Source organism: Mesorhizobium shangrilense, from assembly GCF_040537815.1.
Lineage (GTDB): Bacteria > Pseudomonadota > Alphaproteobacteria > Rhizobiales > Rhizobiaceae > Mesorhizobium > Mesorhizobium shangrilense.
In genome coordinates this window covers 600,630-620,475 of record NZ_JBEWSZ010000002.1, presented here as the reverse complement: position 1 = coordinate 620,475, position 19,846 = coordinate 600,630, and the positions used below count along the sequence as shown (strand labels likewise).

19 protein-coding genes and 1 pseudogene are annotated in these 19,846 nt (G+C 63.6%); 12 read left to right on the top strand and 8 right to left on the bottom strand.

Annotated features, from left to right (window positions below; all coding sequences use genetic code 11):
* Window positions 1-88: 88 nt before the first annotated feature.
* From ABVQ20_RS27665 to ABVQ20_RS27655, 3 genes and pseudogenes are all read left to right on the top strand, one after another.
* A complete protein-coding gene (locus ABVQ20_RS27665) occupies window positions 89-1,615 on the top strand; it encodes a putative bifunctional diguanylate cyclase/phosphodiesterase (protein WP_354462823.1) in 1,527 nt (508 codons plus the stop codon).
* A gap of 200 nt (window positions 1,616-1,815) precedes the next feature.
* A complete protein-coding gene (locus ABVQ20_RS27660; RefSeq protein ID WP_354462822.1) occupies window positions 1,816-3,867 on the top strand; it encodes an elongation factor G in 2,052 nt (683 codons plus the stop codon).
* 846 nt (window positions 3,868-4,713) lie between these two features.
* A pseudogene (locus ABVQ20_RS27655) lies at window positions 4,714-5,210 on the top strand (methyltransferase family protein).
* A gap of 29 nt (window positions 5,211-5,239) precedes the next feature.
* On the opposite strand, the gene ABVQ20_RS27650 reads toward ABVQ20_RS27655, so the two are convergent.
* Both ABVQ20_RS27650 and trxB read right to left on the bottom strand, forming a co-directional pair.
* Window positions 5,240-6,136, bottom strand: coding sequence for a LysR family transcriptional regulator (locus ABVQ20_RS27650; protein ID WP_354462821.1), 897 nt, complete (start codon window positions 6,134-6,136; stop codon window positions 5,240-5,242).
* An 81-nt stretch (window positions 6,137-6,217) separates the two neighbouring features.
* Window positions 6,218-7,192 (bottom strand): thioredoxin-disulfide reductase, encoded by a 975-nt coding sequence (gene trxB / locus ABVQ20_RS27645; protein ID WP_354462820.1) that lies wholly within the window; start codon window positions 7,190-7,192, stop codon window positions 6,218-6,220.
* 260 nt (window positions 7,193-7,452) lie between these two features.
* Between trxB and ABVQ20_RS27640 the strand changes: the two genes are divergently transcribed.
* Window positions 7,453-7,929 carry an Lrp/AsnC family transcriptional regulator gene (locus ABVQ20_RS27640; RefSeq protein ID WP_227345730.1) on the top strand — a complete coding sequence of 159 codons (477 nt, stop codon included), beginning with the start codon at window positions 7,453-7,455 and terminating at the stop codon, window positions 7,927-7,929.
* An 86-nt stretch (window positions 7,930-8,015) separates the two neighbouring features.
* Here ABVQ20_RS27640 and ABVQ20_RS27635 read toward each other — a convergent pair whose 3' ends face one another.
* The 4 genes from ABVQ20_RS27635 to ABVQ20_RS27620 all read right to left on the bottom strand — a co-directional run bounded on the left by ABVQ20_RS27635 (window position 8,016) and on the right by ABVQ20_RS27620 (window position 11,506).
* The gene (locus tag ABVQ20_RS27635; RefSeq protein WP_354462819.1) at window positions 8,016-8,657 is read right to left on the bottom strand and encodes a D-glycero-alpha-D-manno-heptose-1,7-bisphosphate 7-phosphatase; all 642 of its coding nucleotides are present in this window, start codon (window positions 8,655-8,657) and stop codon (window positions 8,016-8,018) included.
* Window positions 8,650-9,222 (bottom strand): D-sedoheptulose-7-phosphate isomerase, encoded by a 573-nt coding sequence (locus ABVQ20_RS27630; protein ID WP_354462818.1) that lies wholly within the window; start codon window positions 9,220-9,222, stop codon window positions 8,650-8,652. Before ABVQ20_RS27630 ends, ABVQ20_RS27635 begins: the two co-directional genes overlap by 8 nt.
* A gap of 7 nt (window positions 9,223-9,229) precedes the next feature.
* Window positions 9,230-10,720: a D-glycero-beta-D-manno-heptose-7-phosphate kinase gene (gene rfaE1 / locus ABVQ20_RS27625; protein WP_354462817.1), complete on the bottom strand. Its 1,491-nt coding sequence runs from the start codon at window positions 10,718-10,720 to the stop codon at window positions 9,230-9,232.
* Between the two features lie 153 nt (window positions 10,721-10,873).
* Window positions 10,874-11,506 (bottom strand): LysE family translocator, encoded by a 633-nt coding sequence (locus ABVQ20_RS27620; protein ID WP_354462815.1) that lies wholly within the window; start codon window positions 11,504-11,506, stop codon window positions 10,874-10,876.
* A 173-nt stretch (window positions 11,507-11,679) separates the two neighbouring features.
* Between ABVQ20_RS27620 and rfaD the strand changes: the two genes are divergently transcribed.
* From rfaD to waaC, 3 genes are read left to right on the top strand one after another with little or no spacing between them, the layout of a single operon-like run.
* Window positions 11,680-12,630, top strand: a complete 951-nt coding sequence (gene rfaD / locus ABVQ20_RS27615) for an ADP-glyceromanno-heptose 6-epimerase (protein ID WP_354462814.1) — start codon at window positions 11,680-11,682, stop codon at window positions 12,628-12,630.
* Window positions 12,603-13,610, top strand: a complete 1,008-nt coding sequence (gene waaF / locus ABVQ20_RS27610; protein WP_354462813.1) for a lipopolysaccharide heptosyltransferase II — start codon at window positions 12,603-12,605, stop codon at window positions 13,608-13,610. The genes rfaD and waaF overlap by 28 nt, the downstream gene beginning before the upstream one ends.
* Window positions 13,607-14,596 (top strand): lipopolysaccharide heptosyltransferase I, encoded by a 990-nt coding sequence (waaC, locus tag ABVQ20_RS27605; RefSeq protein ID WP_354462812.1) that lies wholly within the window; start codon window positions 13,607-13,609, stop codon window positions 14,594-14,596. Before waaF ends, waaC begins: the two co-directional genes overlap by 4 nt.
* A 239-nt stretch (window positions 14,597-14,835) precedes the next feature.
* Here the strand turns inward: waaC and greA are convergent, their stop codons facing one another.
* Entirely contained in the window at window positions 14,836-15,309 is a 474-nt protein-coding gene (greA, locus tag ABVQ20_RS27600) for a transcription elongation factor GreA (protein WP_354462811.1), read from the bottom strand.
* Between greA and ABVQ20_RS27595 the strand changes: the two genes are divergently transcribed.
* On the top strand, window positions 15,308-15,574 hold the full coding sequence (locus tag ABVQ20_RS27595; RefSeq protein ID WP_354462810.1) for a hypothetical protein: 267 nt from the start codon (window positions 15,308-15,310) through the stop codon (window positions 15,572-15,574). The two genes, greA and ABVQ20_RS27595, sit on opposite strands and share 2 nt — an antisense overlap.
* 18 nt (window positions 15,575-15,592) lie before the next feature.
* Here ABVQ20_RS27595 and ABVQ20_RS27590 read toward each other — a convergent pair whose 3' ends face one another.
* Window positions 15,593-16,144 (bottom strand): tetratricopeptide repeat protein, encoded by a 552-nt coding sequence (locus ABVQ20_RS27590; RefSeq protein ID WP_354462809.1) that lies wholly within the window; start codon window positions 16,142-16,144, stop codon window positions 15,593-15,595.
* 163 nt (window positions 16,145-16,307) lie between these two features.
* Here ABVQ20_RS27590 and ABVQ20_RS27585 point away from each other — a divergent pair, with 163 nt between their 5' ends.
* The 4 genes from ABVQ20_RS27585 (at window position 16,308) to ABVQ20_RS27570 (ending at window position 19,829) form a co-directional block, all read left to right on the top strand.
* Window positions 16,308-16,733, top strand: coding sequence for a DUF3775 domain-containing protein (locus ABVQ20_RS27585; protein WP_227345721.1), 426 nt, complete (start codon window positions 16,308-16,310; stop codon window positions 16,731-16,733).
* Window positions 16,734-16,919: 186 nt separating this feature from the next.
* On the top strand, window positions 16,920-17,975 hold the full coding sequence (locus ABVQ20_RS27580; RefSeq protein ID WP_354463152.1) for an extensin-like domain-containing protein: 1,056 nt from the start codon (window positions 16,920-16,922) through the stop codon (window positions 17,973-17,975).
* Between the two features lie 117 nt (window positions 17,976-18,092).
* Entirely contained in the window at window positions 18,093-18,899 is an 807-nt protein-coding gene (locus tag ABVQ20_RS27575) for an extensin-like domain-containing protein (protein ID WP_354462808.1), read from the top strand.
* Between the two features lie 225 nt (window positions 18,900-19,124).
* Entirely contained in the window at window positions 19,125-19,829 is a 705-nt protein-coding gene (locus ABVQ20_RS27570) for an LssY C-terminal domain-containing protein (RefSeq protein WP_354462807.1), read from the top strand.
* The last annotated feature ends 17 nt before the right edge of the window (window positions 19,830-19,846 follow it).

Genomic DNA, 19,846 nt, shown 5'->3' with positions numbered 1-19,846 from the left:
GGCCGAATTGCCGGCCGAACGCGGCAGCCTCAATGGCTTTTTAACAGCTGGGGCCTAGCCGTAGCCCTACATTTCAGGGGGCGATGAGATGAGCATACTGGCTACGATCAGGGACCAAAGCGGCAGGGTCTATCGCGGCATCCAGTTCCTTCTGGTGCTGAGCATCAGCGCGGCCGCGCTTGGCGCCTTCGACGTCTCGCAGAACCTGCCTTCCGGCACCGCCTTTGGCGTATCCATCGTCGCCACCGCGCTCGCCCTGCTGGCGCTGATGTACATGCGCAGCAGCGTCGTCCATCGCCTGCAATCGGCGGCGGCAGCAGAGGCGGAAAAGCATGACTTCCTGACCAAGGATGCCATGACCGGGGCGATGACCCGCCGCTATTTCCTGGAGGCCCTGCGCGACAGCCTTGGCACCATGCGCGACAGGCGCGAAGCGACCCTGCTCCTGATCGACCTCGATCATTTCAAGCAGCTCAACGACACGTTCGGGCACCAGTTCGGCGACCTTACCCTGGCGCACCTCGTCCGGACCGCCGAGCGCATTTTTGCCGGCAGCATGGTCGGGCGACTCGGCGGCGACGAGTTCGGCGTCATCGTCGCGCATAGCGACCTCACCGCCATCAACAAGGACGTGCGACGCCTGCTGGACGCTATGCGCGCCGGAAAGCCGCATGAGGGCAAGATCATCCCGCTCTCCATCTCCATCGGCGTGGCGCTTGCGCCGTCCCATGCCTCCAATTCGACCGAACTCATGCTGCTCGCCGATCTGGCGCTCTACGAGAGCAAGGCGGCGGGTCGCGGACGCGTCACCGTGTTCGACGAGGAGATGCTGTCCGACAAGCGCTATCGCCGCCTGGTCGAGCGCGAATTGCGTGCGGCCATCTATCTCGGCGAGCTCGAGCTGCACTACCAGCCGATCGTCAACCCGGACAGCTCGCCTTACGCGCTGGAAGGGCTGATCCGCTGGCGCCACCCGGTGCGCGGCCTGATATCGCCGGCCGAATTCATTCCGATCGCCGAGCGCTCGACCCTGATCGACATGCTGGGCGAGTGGGTGTTCAGGCGAGCCTGCGCCGATATCGGCCATTTCCAGGGCCGCCGCATATCGATCAACGTTTCCGGCGAACAGCTGAAGCGCGACGAGATCGTGACGATGTGCGACCGCGTGCTGAAGGAAACCGGCCGCTCCGCCGCGCAATTCGTCATCGAGATCACCGAAACGGTAGCGACCGCCGCCACGCCCGAGATCCTGCGGCGCCTCGAAGCGCTGCGCGGCCTCGGCTTTCACATCGCGCTCGACGATTTCGGCACCGGCCATTGCGGCTTCAACTATCTGAAGACCCTGCCCATCGACAGCATCAAGATCGACCGCTCCTATATCCGAAGCCTTGCCTATGACCAGGTCGCGCAGATCTTCGTCTCGGCCCTGGCGCAGATCGCGCGCATCCAGGACGTCACCATCGTTGCCGAAGGCGTCGAGACGCAGGAGGAATTCGCTCTGGCCAAGGCCGCCGGCTGCAACCGCTTCCAGGGCTATTTCTTCGGCCGGCCGGTGCCGCGCGACAAGATCGACCCCCTCCCCGCCAATGCCTCGCCACTTGCCCTGATCGCCTGAGACAGCCGGGAAGGCGTCCGCTTCCTATTTTTCTTGCCCTGCCGGCAAACAAGTGGGACGATGGTTTTGGGCAGGTGGCCATTGAAGAAGAACCCCGCCCGCGACGGTCGAACAGGCCGGCCGCCGCTCAGGACCGACTGATCTCGCCTGACCATGAATGCCAGCCGGTCCTACGGGAAACGCCTGAGTGGAGGTCAGTCATGGGTACTCGCGCCGGAGGACGACGCACGGGACCGAAATGCATTGCCATAGTCGGTCCCTTCGCAAGCGGTAAGACGACACTTCTCGAAGCCATATTGGCCCGCACGGGCGCCATCCCCCGACAAAATCCCGTTTCATCGGGAAACACCGTTTCCGATCATTCGCCCGAGGCGCGCGCTCACGCCATGAGCGTCGAGGCGACCGTCGCCACCACAGATTTCATGGGCGAGCAACTCACCTTCGTCGATTGTCCCGGCTCCATCGAATTCTCCTTCGAGGCCGAGCCGGTGCTGGCCGCCTGCGACCTCGCGGTGGTCGTGGCGGAAGCCGACGAGAAGAAGATCCCTGCCTTGCAGCTGATCATGCGCAAGCTCGATGATCTCGGCGTGCCGCGCATCCTGTTCCTCAACAAGGTCGACAAGTCGATCGCCGGCGTGCGCGACACGCTGAAGATGCTGCAGCCGGCGAGTTCCGTGCCGCTCTTGCTGCGCCAGATCCCGCTGCGCAAGGATGGCGTCGTCATCGGCTCGATCGATCTGGCGCTGGAGCGCGCCTACATCTATCGCGAATATGCCGAGAGCGAGGTCGCCCAGATACCCGGCGACGACAAGGCGCGCGAGCTTGAGGCACGCTTCTCCATGCTTGAGACCTTGGCCGACCATGACGACCAGCTCATGGAACAGCTGCTCGAGGAGATCGAGCCGCCGAAGGACGCGGTCTTCGACGACCTTGCCGCGGACCTGCGCGGCGGCGCCGTGACGCCGGTGCTGATCGGCACCGCCGAGAAAGGCAATGGTGTGCTGCGCCTGCTCAAGGCGATCCGCCACGACGCGCCCGACATCGAGGCGACCCGCAAGCGGCTTGGCCTCGCCGATGGCAATGCGACCGTGGTCCAGGTGATGAAGACCATCCACACGCCTCATGGCGGCAAGCTGTCGGTCTCGCGCATACTCTGCGGCCAGGTCGGCGACGCTTCCGAGCTCTATCTGTCCAACGGCGAGACGGCGAAAGTCTCCGGCATCTACAGGATGCTCGGCAAGGACCAGGTGAAGGTCGGCTCCGCCAAGGCCGGCGATACGGTGGCGCTCGGCAAGCTGGACGGCGTCACGACCGGCCAAACGCTGAGTTCGGCCAAGGGCGGCATCAAGCCGCTGGTCACGCTGGAACCGCCGCAGTCGGTCTTCGCCTTCGCGCTCAGGCCAAAGGAACGCAAGGACGAGGTCAAGATGTCCGCCGCCATCCAGCGCCTGGCCGAGGAGGATCCCTCGCTTAGCCTGCGCCATAACCAGGACTCGGCGGAGACCGTGCTGTCGGGCCATGGCGAGATGCATCTGCGCGTCGTGCGCGAGCGGCTGGAGGGCAAGAACCAGATCCCGGTCGAAGGCCACGCGCCCGCCGTGCCCTATCGCGAGACGATCCGCAAACCGGCGCAGCAGCGCGGCCGCCACAAGAAGCAGTCCGGCGGCCATGGCCAGTTCGGCGATGTGGTGATCGAGATCAAGCCGCTGCCGCGCGGTTCCGGCTTCCAGTTCACCGACACCATCACCGGCGGCGTCGTGCCGAAGACCTACATCCAGTCGGTCGAGACCGGGGTGCGGGACTATCTTAAGTCGGGTCCGCTCGGCTTCCCAGTCGTCGATGTCGCCGTCAACCTGTCGGACGGCTCGTATCACGCGGTCGATTCCTCCGACATGGCCTTCCAGATGGCGGCGAAGATGGCGATGAAGGAAGGCATGGCTGCCTGCTCGCCGGTGCTTCTGGAGCCGGTGATGAAGGTCGAGATCGTCACGCCTTCGGATGCGACGTCGAAGATCATCGCGCTGATCCCGCAGCGGCGCGGCCAGATCCTCGGCTATGACGCGAGGCCCGACTGGCCGGGATGGGATGTCGTCGAGGCGACCATGCCGCAAGCCGAGATCGGCGACCTGATCATCGAGCTGCGCTCGGCGACCGCCGGCGTCGCCAGCTACCGCGCAGCCTTCGACCATATGGCCGAACTTAGCGGCCGCCTGGCCGACGAGGCGATGAACGCCAACGGCAAGGCCGCCTGAGGCCTGCCGACGGTGGCGGAACAATGCATGTCGCCCAAAAGTGCGCAGCGGTTTTGGGCGACATGCATAAAAACAAAGAGCTAAAGCGCGCTGCATGAATCCGCGCGGACGCGACGCGCTTTGGCCTGTCGCCGCCCTGGCTGTTGCAACATTTGCAGACATGAAAAACGGCGCCCGGATGTTCCGGACGCCGTCCTGTTTGCGGACCGTTTTCCTGGGAGGCGAAACGGTAGGTCCGCCGCATGTTTGCCGCCGATGCCTGATGGCTCGGCAGAATTGGTTCGGACGCGGTAGCTGCCTGAGCCCGGACCGCTCGAGTGATGCCCCCATCCCCCGAACGAACCAAAACCGCGTCCTATGATCTGCTTAGCAGACCGTGAACCTCCGCGGCATGTTACCCGATGTTACATGTCACTGTTACGCGGCAAAAGCGGATGGGTTTTTGTGGATGTTGCAGGTCCAGACAACAAAAAAGCCGGATCAATGAAGATCCGGCTGAGTTTGATTGGAAGTGCCGATTAAGGCTAACCTCCAGAGGGGAACACTCGAGGGCGCTAATGGGAGGAGAACGCGCCCAAGAGATGATCTATATATCTGCTCAACATGCCCAAGAAACAAGCATCTATTTTGCAACACACGCATGCAAAAAGACATAGGCTGTGGTCCAACCCGCCTATCGGCCCAATAGGACCAGCAAAAACGGCGAAATGAGTACACGGGGAGCTGATTTTTCCGCGAAATCGCCGGTCGAAGCCCGCATCGCGCTCCAAAATGCCGAAAATCGGGAATGACGTGTAAACAAGCAGAAGGCGTTCATTTCTACGGCAATCACCAGGAAAACACTCGATGCGACCATTTTCGGCGATTACTGGCAGTGCGGCCTTCTTCATTGCGGCGCCCGGTGTGGTTGCCGGCCTGGTGCCCTGGCTGCTGATGGATGGCTATCGCCTGCCTTGTCGACACTGCCCGGCCTTGTGCCTGTCGGTGCGGTGCTGATCGTCGTATCCGTGGCCATGCTACTGCATGCCTTCGCCCGCTTTGCCCTTGAAGGCCTGGGCACGCCGGCACCCGTGGCGCCGACCGAAAGGCTGGTCGTCGGCGGCATCTACCGCCACGTCCGCAACCCGATGTATGTGGCCGTGCTGTCGATCATCCTCGGCCAGGTCATGCTTTTTTCAAGCTGGACGCTGGCCGCCTATGGCGTGATCGCGGCCGCTGCCATCGTGTCCTTCGTCAGGCTCTACGAAGAGCCGACGCTGGCCCGTCGCTATGGCGCCGAATACGATGTTTACCGCCGCAACGTGCCTGGCTGGTTGCCTCGGCTGACGCCCTGGCGGGGATGATCTGACAAGGCGGCTACGGCACTTCAGGGTTAGAACGACCAGCTTCTGGCCTTCGCAATAATGAAATCCCGGAAGACATGCAGCTTCGCCTGGTTCTTCATTGCATCCGGATAGGCGAAATAGGTGTCGAAGGACGGCACTTCGGTCTCCGGCAGCAACTGCACCAGGCCTGAATCCTTGCTGATCACATAGTCGGGCAACATGGCGATGCCCGCCCCGCCCTGCACCGCGCGCTTGATCGACAATATGTCATTGATCTGCAGCGTCGGCACGCGCTGTCCGCCGTCGAAATCGCCGACCGTCTCCAGCCAGTTCAGTTCCGACAGATGCGTCGGCACGGGTACGCCGAAGGTGACGATGCGATGGCTCTTCAACTCGGCCACCGACGCCGGCTTGCCGTGCTTGGCGACATAGGACGGAGCCGCGTAGAGGTGGAAGTGCACCGTGAACAAGCGGCGCTGGATCAGGTCGGGCTGTTGCGGCTGCCGCAGGCGGATGGCGCAATCGGCCTGGCGCATGGTGAGGTCGAGTTCCTCATTGGCGAGGATCAGCTGCAGGCTGATTTCGGGATAGAGCTCGATGAATTCCTGCACGCGCTCGGTCAGCCAGCCGGCGCCGAGCCCCACGGTCGTCGTCACGCGCAGCACGCCCGACGGACGGTCCTTGGTTTCGGTCAGCCGCGACTTGATCGTCTCGAGCTTCATCAGCACGTCATGCGCCGTGCGAAACAGCATCTCGCCCTGTTCGGTCAGCACCAGGCCACGCGCATGGCGATTGAACAGCGGCACGCCGACATCATGTTCAAGCGCGCTGACCTGCCGCGAAATTGCCGATTGCGATAGATGCAATGTCTCCGCGGCATGGGTAAACGACCCCGCCTCCGCCGCAGCGTGAAACACGCGTAGCTTGTCCCAGTCCAACGCCATGATACCCCTCGTTCTGTTTTTGGCGTCTGAATGAAAAATCAGGCTTTTACACGGCGTTGTTCAGCCGTTTTTTGAACAAATTCACTCCGCCGCCTCGCGGTGAACCTCGATGCCAGCGAGATACTTTTCCGCCTCCAGCGCGGCCATGCAGCCAAGCCCCGCCGCCGTCACCGCCTGGCGGTAGATATCGTCGGTCACATCACCGGCTGCGAACACGCCGGGCACGTCGGTGCGGGTCGAATCCGGCGCCGTCCACAGGTAGCCGTTCGGCTTCTGCTTGAGCTTGCCGACGAACAGGTCGACCGCCGGCGCGTGGCCGATCGCCACGAACACGCCGTCGACCTTGAGGTGCGACTCGGCGCCGGTCACCACATGCTTGAGCTTCAGCCCTTCGACCGAAGGCGGCAGCGGCGTCTTGCCGGGCCGGCCGGTGATCTCGTCGATGACCGTGTCCCAGATGACGCGGACATTGTCCTTCTTGAGCAGCCGCTCGCGCAGGATACGCTCGGCGCGGAAGTCGCCGCGCCGATGGATGACCGTCACGCTCTTGGCGAGATTGGACAGATAGAGCGCCTCCTCCACCGCCGAATTGCCGCCGCCGATCACCGCGACATCCTTGCCGCGATAGAAGAAGCCGTCGCAGGTGGCGCAGGCCGACACGCCAAAACCCATGAAGTGCTGTTCGGTCGGGATGCCCAGCCATTTCGCCTGCGCACCGGTGGCGATGATGAGCGCGTCGGCTGTGTAGGTGGTGCCGGAATCGCCCTTGGCGCGGAACGGCCGCACATTGAGGTCGACCTCGGTGATGATGTCGTTGATGATGTCGGTGCCGACATGCTCGGCCTGCTTCAGCATCTGCTCCATCAGCCACGGACCCTGGATCGGATCCGCGAAGCCCGGATAGTTCTCGACATCGGTGGTGATCATCAGCTGACCGCCCTGCTGCAGGCCAGCGACCAGCATCGGCTTCAGCATGGCGCGTGCAGCGTACACGGCCGCGGTATAGCCGGCGGGGCCGGAACCGATGATGAGAACGGGAGCGTGCTTGGTGGTCATCTAGAGCCTCTGCGGAGAGCAGCCAGCGAAGTGTGGCGCGAAAAATCTCGTCTGATATCGCCGACAATGTAAGTGTTGCCGGCAACGCCAGCAAGACGATCGGGCCGTCGTCCCCGGAAAGCTTCGCCTCCTCAGCCTATTCGCGGAACAATCGCTTTCGTTACAGCCTCAAAATCGCATCACTGAGGGCTGGCATCGCCACAAAAGTCGTTTAATTACAAAATCACGAAAGATTCTTTCGCGCAGCCTGAAAGCCGCCTATGCCGCTCAAAGCCGACCTCGACGCCATCGACTGGAAGATCCTGCGCGAGCTTCAGGGCGACGGACGCATGACCAATGTCGAACTGTCGAGCCGCGTCGGTATTTCAGCACCACCATGCCTGCGCCGGGTCAAGCGGCTGGAGGAAAGCGGCATCATCCGCGGCTACCGCGCTTTGCTCGACGCACCGGCGCTGGGTCTCGATGTCGTCGCCTTCTGCCTGGTCGGCCTGCATCACCAGGCCGACGCCGAGCTGCGCACCTTCGCCGAGCGCACGCGCGGCTGGCCGATCGTGCGCGACGCCTGGATGGTGTCGGGCGAATCCGATTTCCTGCTGCATTGCGTGGCAAGCGACCTCGGCGCCTTCCAGACCTTCGTCATCGAGGAACTGACCTCGACGCCCAACGTCGACACGGTGCGTACCGCGCTGACCATTCGCCGCGTCAAGGACGAGGGACTGGTGGCGTTCAAGGCTTGATGGGCAGGACTGCTGAAACCCTATAGAAACCAGGGGGATGGGGCCGTCCCTTGAATCTGTTGGTCGACCAACAGCAATAAGCCCGCCTAAAGCGCCTCGACCGCGGCCAGCAGTCCTTCCAGATCCTTGCGGTCGCGCAGTGGCAGCACCTCGAACCCGGATTCGCTTCTCGCCTCGCCGTCCATCAGCCAGCCACACGACAGCCCGGCCCGCCGGCCAGCTTCCATGTCCGCCGGCTTGTCGCCGACGATCAGCGAACGCTGTAAATCAAGCCCGAGACGCTTAGCCGCCTCGATCAGCATGCCAGGATTGGGCTTGCGCATCGGATGATCAGCGATCGCCAGCGGCCCCTCGCCCGCTTCGTGGTAGGCGCAGGCCAAGACCATATCCACGAATGCATCCCGGGCACGCAGCAGGTCGAGCACGCGGCCGTTGACATCAGCGAAATCACCCCAGCCGAAATAGCCGCGCGCGATGCCCGACTGGTTGGTGACGATGATGACGGGAATGCCCTGCCGGTTGGCAGCCACGATCGCCGGCACGATGTTGTCCAGCAGCACCATCTTTTCCGGATCATCCGGATAGCCCGTATCGACGTTGATGGTGCCGTCGCGATCGAGGAACAGCGCCGGCGTTCCGGCGGCAAAGCTCCGCTCGCCGACCCGCTCGATCCACAGCCCTGGTTCCGCTAGCGGATACGGTCTCGGCGGGGTGTCCTTGTCAGGCATTGCTCAGGCGCGCTTCGACCACTTCGCACAGATAGTGATAGAGGCACAGATGCCCCTGCTGGATGATCGGCGTCGAGGTCGAGGGCACGTTGAGCAGGATGTCGCACAGCGGCTTCAGCTTGCCGCCGGTGTCTCCGGTCAGGCCGATCACCGTCATGTCCATCATCCGCGCCTGCTCGGCGGCGGCCAGGATGCTCGGCGAATTGCCGCTGGTCGAGATCGCCAGGAGCACCGCGCCAGCCGAGCCATGCGCCTCGACCTGGCGCGAAAACACCGTGTCGAAGCCGTAATCATTGCCCCAGGCGGTCAGCACCGCGGCATTGGCCGGCAGCGCGATGACATTGTAGGCCTTGCGCTCCTTGAGGAAGCGGCCGACCAGTTCGCCGGCGATGTGGATGGCGTCGCTGGCCGAGCCGCCATTGCCGGCGATCAGGAAAGCCTTGCCTTGCGAAAGAGCCGTCACCACGGCGTCCGCCGCCCGCTCCATCTCGCTGGTCAGGTCGCGCTCGACCATGGCTGTGATGGCGGCCGCCGAGCGGACCAGATAGTCATTCAGTTCAGACATGAAATCCTCAATTGCTTCCGGTGGCGCGCAATTTGCCGATGGTGCCAGTCGTGCTTTTGCCGGCGACGAGATCGACCAGCACGACGCGCCCGCCGGCCTTCTGCACCACATCGGCGCCGACAACCGTGTCGATCGTATAGTCCGCGCCCTTCACCAGTATGTCGGGCAGCAGGGCCTCGATCAACGCCAGCGGCGTGTCTTCCTCGAAAACCACCACCGCATCGACCGATGCAAGGGCGGCGAGCACGCAGGCGCGGTCATGCTGGTCGTTGACCGGGCGGCTCGGCCCTTTCAGCCGGCGCACCGAAGCATCGCTGTTGAGGCCGAGCACCAGCCGGTCGCACTGGCTGCGCGCCGCGTGCAGCAGGCTGACATGGCCGGCATGCAGGATGTCGAAACAGCCATTGGTGAAGCCGACGCTGAGGCCCTCTTCCTTCCATGCCGCAACCATCCGTGCGGCAGCCGACGCGTCGAGGATGGCGTCCTTGTGGACGGTCGGTCCGTGCGAGCGGAACAGCGCGCCAGTCAGTTCCTCGACCGTCAGCCGCGCGGTGCCGCGCTTGCCCACGACGACGCCACCGGCGGCATTGGCTATGGAAGCCGCCGCGACGCGGTCGGCGCCGGCGGCGAGCGCCAGCGCGAAGCTCGCGATCACCGTGTCGCCGGCGCCCGAAACATCGAACACTTCGCGCGCCTGCGTGGCGATATGGCGGGCATCATCCGCGCCGACGACGCTCATGCCCTTTTCGCTGCGCGTCGCGACCACGAACTCGAAACCGTGCCCTGCGATCAACTCGCGCGCGGCCGCCACGATCTCGTCATCGGAAAACACCGCGCGGCCGACAGCCTCGCCGAGTTCCTTGCGGTTGGGAGTGATGGCGGTGGCACCGGCATAGCGGCCGTAGTCGCGGCCCTTCGGGTCGACCAGCACCGGCTTGCCCGCATCACGGCAGATCGCGATCAGTTCGGCGGCGACGCCGTCGAGCAATATGCCCTTGCCGTAGTCGGACAGGATGACGATGTCGGCGTGTTCCAGCGCGTCGCGGAAATGCCGGATCAGCCCCGCCCGCTCGGTGGCACCCAGCGGCTTGATCTCTTCTTCGTCGAAACGCAGCACCTGCTGGTTGAGCGCGCTGAAGCGGCTCTTCGACGAAGTCATGCGACCGCGATCCTGCGACAGGCCGGCCGTGTCGACGCCAAGCTCGCTCAGCATGCGCATCAGATTGTCTCCGGCATGGTCGGCGCCGATCGCCGACACCGGAATGGCCCTGGCCCCCAGCGAGACGATGTTGCAGACCACATTGCCGGCGCCGCCCATGGCAGACATTTCGCCGCGCCCGTGCAGGACGGGAATCGGCGCTTCCGGCGAGATCCGCTCGATGACGCCGTTGACGAAGCGGTCGAGGATGAAATCGCCGACCACCAGCACGGTGGCCTGGCCGAACCGCGCGATGGCGCGGTGCAAGGGTTCGGGAGAAGGCGGATTGTGCTTGATCATGTCACTGGCAACGCGCTGATAAGGCCGATCTCAATCATATGGGTCATTATTGTCGACGGGCCGGATCGTTCATGGCCCTGATCGTTCATGGCGAAGCCGATATACCGCAAATCCACGCAGCGCAACGCCGGCACATACCCCCGCCCCGAATGGTCAGCTCTTCTGCAAGGCCACGTGGACGCCCAGTCCGACCAGCACGGCACCGCCCGCCCGCTGCATCAGGCGTTGCGCGCGGCTTGAACGCCGCAGCCGGCCGATCACGGCACCAGCCAGGAACACGCAGACGATGTCGGCCGAGGAGAACATCAGGTTGACGATCGTTCCCAGCACGACGAATTGCAGCCAGACCGGCAACGCCGCCGAAGCGTCGATGAACTGCGGCAGGAACGCCATGAAGAAGATTGCCGTCTTGGGGTTGAGCACCTCGACGGTGATGCTCTCGAAAAAGGCGCGGCGCGCCGACTTGCGCTCGATCGTGGGCAGCGTCGTGTCACCCTCCACGCGCTTGCGGAACAGGGAAACGCCCAGCCAGATCAGATAGAGCGCGCCGACAAGCTTGACCGCCATGTAGAGCGTCGGCACGGCATGAAACAGCACCGACAGGCCGGCTGCGGCGGCAAAGACATGCACATAGCCGCCCAGATGAATACCAAGGGCGGCCGTCAGTCCGGACCAGCGGCCGCGCGCCATCGTCTGCGCGGCCGCATAGAGCATGGCAGGACCCGGAATATAGGCGAAGATCGCCGTGGTGGCGAAAAACGCGATCAGCAGTTCGGTCGACGGCATTGTTTTATCCCCCCACGATGCGCCAAGCGGCGCGAACCGACTGAAACGAGAGCTTTGCGGCGCCACTGTGGCTGGCCCGCACCGCTCTCGACAAGCTGTTTTGTCGACAGCCCTGTATAGCTCCCTTATAAGGGCCGGAATCGGCAAGCGAAACGAGCATCAAGGCCAACAACATGATCATCGTCACGGGCGGCGCCGGCATGATCGGCTCCAACATCGTCGCCGCGCTCAATGCCGAAGGCCATGACGACATCCTCGTCGTCGACGATCTGACCGACGGCCATAAGATCGCCAACCTCGCCGATCTCAGGATCGCCGATTATCTCGACAAGGATGATTTCCTGGCCACTCTGGAAGCTGGCGGGCTTGGCCGCATCGAGGCTGTCTTCCACCAGGGCGCCTGCTCGACCACGACGGAGTGGAACGGCAAGTTCATGATGGAGGTGAACTACGCCTATTCGAAGCGGCTGTTGCATGAGTGCCTCAAGCTGCGCGTGCCCTTCCACTACGCCTCCTCTGCCTCCGTCTACGGTGGCGGCTCGGAATTCCGCGAGGAACCCGCGCTTGAGCGGCCACTCAACGTCTATGCCTATTCCAAGAAACTGTTCGACGACTATGTCCGCCGCACCGTCTTCGACACCGACCATTCGCCGGTGGCAGGCCTGCGCTACTTCAACGTCTATGGACCGCGCGAGGCGCACAAGGGCGCCATGGCCTCCGTCGCCTTCCATCTGTTCAACCAGGTCGAGCGGGGCGAGAACCCGAAACTGTTCGGTGCCTATGACGGCTTTGGACCCGGCGAGCAGAGCCGTGACTTCATCCATGTCGGCGATGTCGCCGACGTCAATCTGTGGCTGTGGAAACGAGAGCTGAGCGGCATCTTCAACTGTGGCACCGGCCGCGCCCAGCCTTTTCGCGCTATCGCCGAAACCGTCATCGATACGCTGGGCAAGGGCGAGATCGAGTTCATCGAATTCCCCGATCATCTCAAGGGCAGCTACCAGAGTTTCACGCAAGCTGATATGTCGCGATTGCGCGCAGCCGGCTATAATGGCCAATTCCGGACGGTCGAAACCGGTGTCAGAGACTATGTCGAATGGCTGAGAGCCCCACGATCCTCGTGATCGGTCCACGCTGGGTGGGCGACATGGTGATGGCGCAGTGCCTGTTTTCGGCGCTGAAGCAACTGCATCCCAATGCCGCGATCGATGTGCTGGCGCCGGCCTGGGCCGCGCCGCTGGTCAAGCGCATGCCCGAGATACGCCAGCAGATCGACTTTCCGCTGAAACCCGGCGCGCTCGAATTTACCCATCGCCGCCGCTTCGGCCGCCTGCTGCGCGGCCGCTACGACATGGCCTATATCCTGCCGGGAAGCTGGAAGTCGGCGCTGATTCCGTTCTTTGCCCGCATTCCCCGCCGTGTCGGCAACCTCCGGGAAATGCGTTACGGCCTTTTGACCGACATCGTGCCGCTGCCCGACGCCGTGAAGCGGCGCACCGCGCAGGCCTATTTCGGCCTCGCCCAGGGTGGCACGTTTCGCGCGCCCAGGCTTTCCATCGATGCCGAAAAACAGGCAGCGCTGCTCGACCGCTTCGGACTGCAGGCGGGAAAATTCGTAGCGCTCATGCCGGGTGCAGAGTTCGGCCCGGCCAAGCGCTGGCCAAGCGAAAGCTATGCCGGCCTTGCCCGCGATTTCATGGCCAAGGGGTTCAAGATCGCGCTGTTCGGGTCGAAGAACGACCGCGACGTGACGACGGAAATTGCTGCCCTTGCACCGGGTGTCGTCGACCTTGCCGGCCAGACGCGCCTGGAAGACGCCATCGACCTGATCGGGGCAGCCAGGCTGGCAGTATCCAACGACAGCGGCCTGATGCATGTCGCCGCCGCCGTCGGCACGCCGATCGTCGCCGTCTACGGCTCGACCTCGCCACAGAACACGCCGCCTCTGGCTGAACGGCGCGAGTTGGTCTGGCTTGGTCTGTCCTGTTCGCCCTGCCACAAGAAGGTCTGCCCGCTCGGCCACCTCAACTGCCTGAAAACGCTCGAGGTGGCGCAGGTCGCGGCCGCTGCCGATCGATTGCTGGAAGTCCCGGCAACGGCATGAAGGTCCTCATCGTCAAGACATCCTCGATGGGCGATGTCATCCACACGTTTCCAGCGGTGGAGGATGCCAGCCACAAGCGGCCGGACGTGTTCTTCGACTGGTGCGTTGAAGAGGCGTTCGCCGGCATCGTGGCCTTGCATCCGGCGATCGGCACCATCCACACCGTCGCCATCAGGCGCTGGCGCAAGAACCTGTTCGATCGCAGCACATGGCGCCAGGCGGCTCACTTGCGCCATTCCCTGCGCGACTGCCATTACGATCTGGTCATCGATGCGCAGGGCCTGCTGAAGTCCGCCGTGGTGGCGAAGCAGGCGGCGGCACCTATCGCCGGCTTCGACCGGTCGAGCGCGCGCGAACCCAAGGCCGCGCTGTTCTACGACCACCGCTACGGCGTGCCGCGCGACCTGCACGCCATCGAACGCACGCGGCGCTTGTTCGGGCTGGCGCTCGGCTACGAGCCTGATCTTTCGAAGCTGGATTCCGGCATCACCCCGCCATCAGGCCATGGCGCTGAGATCGATGGCAAGACCGCCTTCCTGCTGCACGGCACCAGCCGCGAGGACAAGAAATGGCCGGCCGAAGACTGGATCGCAACAGCCCGTCTTTTGGTTGAGCGGGGAATGATTCCGGTCACCACCTGGTCGAACGAACGCGAAAAGATGGTTGCCGAAGCGATCGCCGGAGCCGTTCCGCAAACGGTCTTGGTGCCGAAATCATCGCTTTCCGCGGTCGCCGCGATCATCGGCCGCTCGACGCTGGTGATCGGCGCCGACACCGGCCTGACCCATCTCGCCAGCGCCTTCGGTCTGCCGACGGTTGCGGTGTTCCTGGCGACCGAGCCCGGTCTCACCGGCCCGCGCGGGCCCTACGCATCGACGCTGCTGGCCGCGCCCGGGGCGCAGGTGACGCCGGCGGAGGTGATGGCGGAAGCGGAGAGGCTGATGGAGCGTCGGACGTTTGGTTATACCAGCGCCCACAAGAATTGATTTATTCAATCAATTCAATTGGATAGGCTCGTTCTGCCCCTCATTGCCCTGCCGGGCATTTCTCCCCGTATAGTGACGGGGAGAAAGACGCTGGCCGCAACGCTGGCGCCTTACTTGCAATTGGCGAAATCATCGATGATGGCGTCCTTCTCCCCGTTCACGGGGAGAAGTGCCCGGCAGGGCGATGAGGGGCTGCGCAAACGTCAGTGTGAAATGCGCGGACAGCGCCCTCAAACTCCCTAGATGAACTGCAACTTGACGATCTCGTAGCCCCGGGCGCCGCCTGGCGCATTGACCTCGATGGCGTCGCCGACTGCCTTGCCGATGAGCGCGCGCGCGATCGGCGACGAGATCGAGATGCGGCCGGACTTCACGTCCGCTTCCTGGTCGCCGACGATCTGGTAGGTCTTCTTTTCCTCGGTGTCCTCATCGACCAGAACCACGGTGGCGCCGAACTTGACCTTGTCGCCGCTCAGCTTGCTGACGTCGATGACCTCGGCCCGGGCGATGTAATCCTCAAGCTCGTTGACGCGGCCCTCATTGAGGCTCTGTGCCTCCTTGGCGGCATGGTACTCTGCATTTTCGGACAGGTCGCCATGCGAGCGCGCCTCGGAGATCGCCTCGATGATGCGCGGCCGCTCTTCCTGCTGGCGCCAACGCAGTTCTTCCTTCAATGACGCGAACCCGCCGCCTGTCATCGGGACCTTGTTCATGATGCCTGACCTTTCCTGCCGCCACCCCCGCGTTTCGGGGAAAGCCTTGTCGATGGTACAAAAAGAAAACGGGTCCGGCAGCCTCGGGCTAACGGAACCGTCTCACCACAATTTCCGTGAATATAGCAATCTTCGCGGGTTTTTCACGCTCAAAATGTGCTTTGGCAAAATCATCCGCTACTTTCGCAATTGCCGTGGCGGCAATGACAGCGGCGGGATGGCCGGCGACAAAAAAACGGCCGCGATCGCTCGCGGCCGTTGTTGAGGAACTGCTGGAGCCGAATCAGCTCCGCATGAAATGCTCGATCTGCTCCGACAGCATGCCGTATTCGCGCGAACCCTTGCCGGTGCGCTTCTCGATTTCCATCAGCTGCTGCTGGGCGCCGGCAAGATCGCCGATCTGCAGATGCGCCTCGCCAAGATATTCGCGCACCAGCGTGTAGTTCGGATCGATGCGCAGCGCCTCCTCGTAATAGCCGAGGCCGACGGTTACGCGGCCGGAATGGCGGTGCGAATAACCGAGATAATTGAGGATGCGCGGATCCTGCTTGTTGGCGGCAAGGGTGAGCACCGAAATCGCTTCGTCATAGCGCCCGGCCATCGCCAGGTCGTGACCGGCCTCATAGATGCTGTCGTCGTCCAGCATGCCTTCCTGCGGCGCAACGCATTTCTTTTTCTTCTTGTCCCAGACCTCGCCCTTCTTGCATTGACTAACGGTCTGGCCGCCGCCGCCACCACCGCCCGAACTGTCTCCGCCCGCGGCGAACACCGGGACTGCGAAGAACTGCAGCGCGACAAGGGCAGTCGCCGCCTGGATCAGCATTCTTTTATGCATCGAAGCCTCCTTGAGGATGACAATACGACACTAACGCGGGTCGACGGGCATTTCATCCCGGAAAAATTCCTGGGGCAAGTCGCGCCCGATGCGGTGGTGGCGATCGTGACGTGACGGACGCCGCAAATCCGCTATCATCGCAAGATCGGAAAGGAGACGGCCAGTGCAGCAGCGACTGGAGAAGGAATGGGAACTTTCGATCGGCCCCGAAACCGTGCGCCTTTTCATCCTCAAGGCCAAGGCGCTCAGTGCCGCCGTCAACGAGGATTACGAGGACGGCGCCGAGCATGAGGTCGAGCTCGACGGCCAGTCGCACGTCAATCACCACCATGATGGTCTCGCCGAGGAAAGTTCGGAAAACCTCACCGCGGAAGAACTGCGCGAACTGATCAGTGACCTCAATGTCGACGAAGCAGCCGAACTCGTGGCGCTCGCCTGGGTTGGCCGTGGCGACTACGATGCCTCGGAATGGGCGGAGGCCCTGACGGCGGCGCGAGAACGCACCAACAAGCGCACCGCGAAATATCTGCTCGGCATGCCACTGCTGGCCGACTGGCTGGAAGAAGGGCTGGAAGCCATCGGCGCGTAACAGCGCGGTCACCGTTCGTGATGGAGCGCAGGCAACCTCAGCGCGGCCGCGCCGTTGACGGCGATGGCATCGTTTGTCCTCTCCCGATCATATAGGATTGCACTGGTCATAGCTGTAACGGCTCTGCTGGTGGTGCCAGCCGAGGCCAGGCACCGCCACAGGCATCACAAGCCTCTGACGCTCCGGGTGGAGCAGCCGCTGACACCGCGGGTCGACCAGCCGCTGAGGTCGAAAGGCAAGCAGCGCGTGAAAACGCGGGGTCCCCGGCACGTCACGCCGACCCAGACACAACAGGAAACGCAGGGTCCGCAGACATCGCCCGCCGATGTGCCTGTGCCTGAACCGCGTCCCGCAAACGCGCAGAAGCCCGACGCCGCGGCGGCGGAAAAGCAAAAGCCAGACGGTCCAAAGACCACCGGTGCGCCCAACCAGCCCAGTCAAGACCGGCTCGATGAAGAGACGTCTCGTCAGGGAACGCAGGCACGTCCAGAGCCGTCAGCACCGGAATCGCCGGCCGATACGGAAAGCGAGCCGGAGGCCCCGACCGAGGTGCCGATCCCGACGCCGAAGCCCGATGCCGCCGAGCCTGAAGTCCAGCCCCCGCCTGTCGCCCCGCAACCGGCGCCAAAGCCAGCGGATGCCGGCGACAAGACCATGCTTCCCGACCCGCGTTCGGCCGATCTGCCCGACGCGAAAATGCCCGCGGACGAAGTCGCCTGCCGCGAGCGGCTGAAGACGCTCGGCGTCGACTTCGAGGAACACAAGGCGGAAAGCAATCCAGAAATCGGCTGCTCCATCCCCTACCCGATCGTGCTGAAATCGCTCGGCAAGGCGATCGCCATCGCGCCCGGCACCGAGCTCAACTGCCCCATGGCCGAGGCGGCGGCACGCTTTGCCGCCGACGTCATCCAGCCGGCGGCGAAAGCCGAATTCGGAGCGGACCTGAAGTCGATCAGCCAGGCATCGGCCTTTGTCTGCCGGCCGCGCCATGGCACCAGGAAACTGTCGGAGCATGCCTTCGGCAACGCACTCGACATCGCCAATTTCACCCTGTCCGACGGCAAGAAGATCGAGATCAGCCCATCGCCACCGGAGAAGGATGCGAAATTCCTCAATGTGGTACGCAAGGCAGCCTGCGGGCCTTTCAAGACAGTGCTTGGCCCCGGCAGCGATGCAGACCACTCGCTGCATTTCCACCTCGACCTCGAACCCCGCCGCCATGGCGGGACATTCTGCCAGTGAGCAGGTTACCCCTAGGCCCGCGTGCCGCATTTCGGCCGCAGGCATGAACAGGGGCGCTGAGCTTTCCTTTACCCTTGATCGTTAAAATGCCGGATATCCTGAACTGGGACTCCGCCAATGGCCGGCAAATCTCGCGCCGTGTTTCTAACCATCGCGCGCCAATCGAAGCGTGCGGCGCTGCTGGCCGCCGGGCTGACGCTCGCGGCGGTTTCGGCCTGCAATACCGGCAGCGTGCTGTCCCTGCAGCCGGCCGTCGACGTTGGCGCCCAGACATCGTCGGTTCCGCAATACACCGGCATGCAGAGGCTTGTCCCTTCCAACCCCTACATGACGCAGGCCGCCTATCCGCGCATGGATAGTCCGATGTCGCCGGTCGAGCAGATACCGGCCAGCGAGACCGATTGCCGCCAGCAGCTGAAGCGGCTGGGTGTGGTCTATACCGATCTTGCGCCGATCCACGAAGGCCAGTGCGGCATCGACTACCCGGTCAAGGTCTCGGCCATCGGCGGCGTCGAGATGAAGCCGGCGGCGACGCTGACCTGCGACATGGCCGCCACCTTTGCCGCCTGGACGAAGAACGAACTGGTTCCATCGGCCCGCTGGCGCTATTTCTCCGGCGTCAAGACCATCCACCAGGGCTCCAGCTATTCCTGCCGCAACATTGCCGGCGAAGGCGTGCTTTCGGAGCACGGCAAGGGCAATGCACTCGACGTGATGAGCATCGAGCTCAACAATGGCGACGACATCGACGTGCGCAAGCCCGGCCTGTTCGCCTTTCGCACGCGCGGCTTCCTCAACAATGTGCGTGCCGACGGCTGCCAGTACTTCACCACGGTGCTCGGCCCCGGCTACAATTACGACCACCGCAACCACTTCCATTTCGACATCAAGAACCGCAAGAACGGCTATCGCGCCTGCCGCTGATAACGCGCCATGCTTCAAGCGGGAGCCAGGTCGGCTTCGAAGTGCCCGCCAATGCCGAAACCGAGATGACATATTGGGCCGTCGAGGATCCCGTCGTGATCCGCGGCGACATCCATCGCCTCCCGTCCCGCTGGCTCAACCGAATTTGACCACAAATCGGCTGCATGCCTCCATTGATTTCCCGGATGGGGCGGGTGACATATGCTGCAAGGCTCGAGCGGGGTCATGATTCAACCAAGCCTTCGGCGGCGCGCGACAATCTGGCTGTTGACGTTCTGCGCGGGCTATCTTGCGCTGGCCTACATTGCCGCGCCGGAATTCTGGTCGTTTCGTGATCGCGGCTTTCGCACCCAGAGCTTCCAGATGGTGACGCATACGCCGCAAGGCATTTCCGGCGATCCGATCAATGTCGGCATTGTCGGCAGCGAGAAGGAACTGGTCCATGCCTTCGCCGTCGCCGGCTGGGATACCGCCGACGCCACGACACTGAAGACCGCGATCCGGATCGGCGAAAGCGTCCTGTTCAGCCACCCCTACCCCGACGCGCCGGTCAGCCGGCTGCTGTTCGATGGCCGCGCCCAGGACCTTGCCTTTGAAAAGCCGGTTGGCGTCAGCGCCGACCGTCGTCATCATGTCCGCCTCTGGCGCACCGATGCGATCGGCGATGATGGCCGCACGCTATGGCTGGGCTCGGCCAGCTTCGATCGCGGCGTCGGCCTCAGCCACAACACAGCTGCCATCACCCATCACATTGGCCCCGACCTCGACGCCGAACGCGAATTCCTGATCCGCGACCTGTCCGCCGCCGGCGTTCTGACCTCGACCAGCGAGATCGCCGGCATCGGCGCGACACGCACCGGGCATAATGGCGGCGGCGATCCGTATTTCACCGACGGCAAGGCCGTTATCGGCGTGCTGCTGCAGCCCTAGGGCGATCCCAGGAAAAG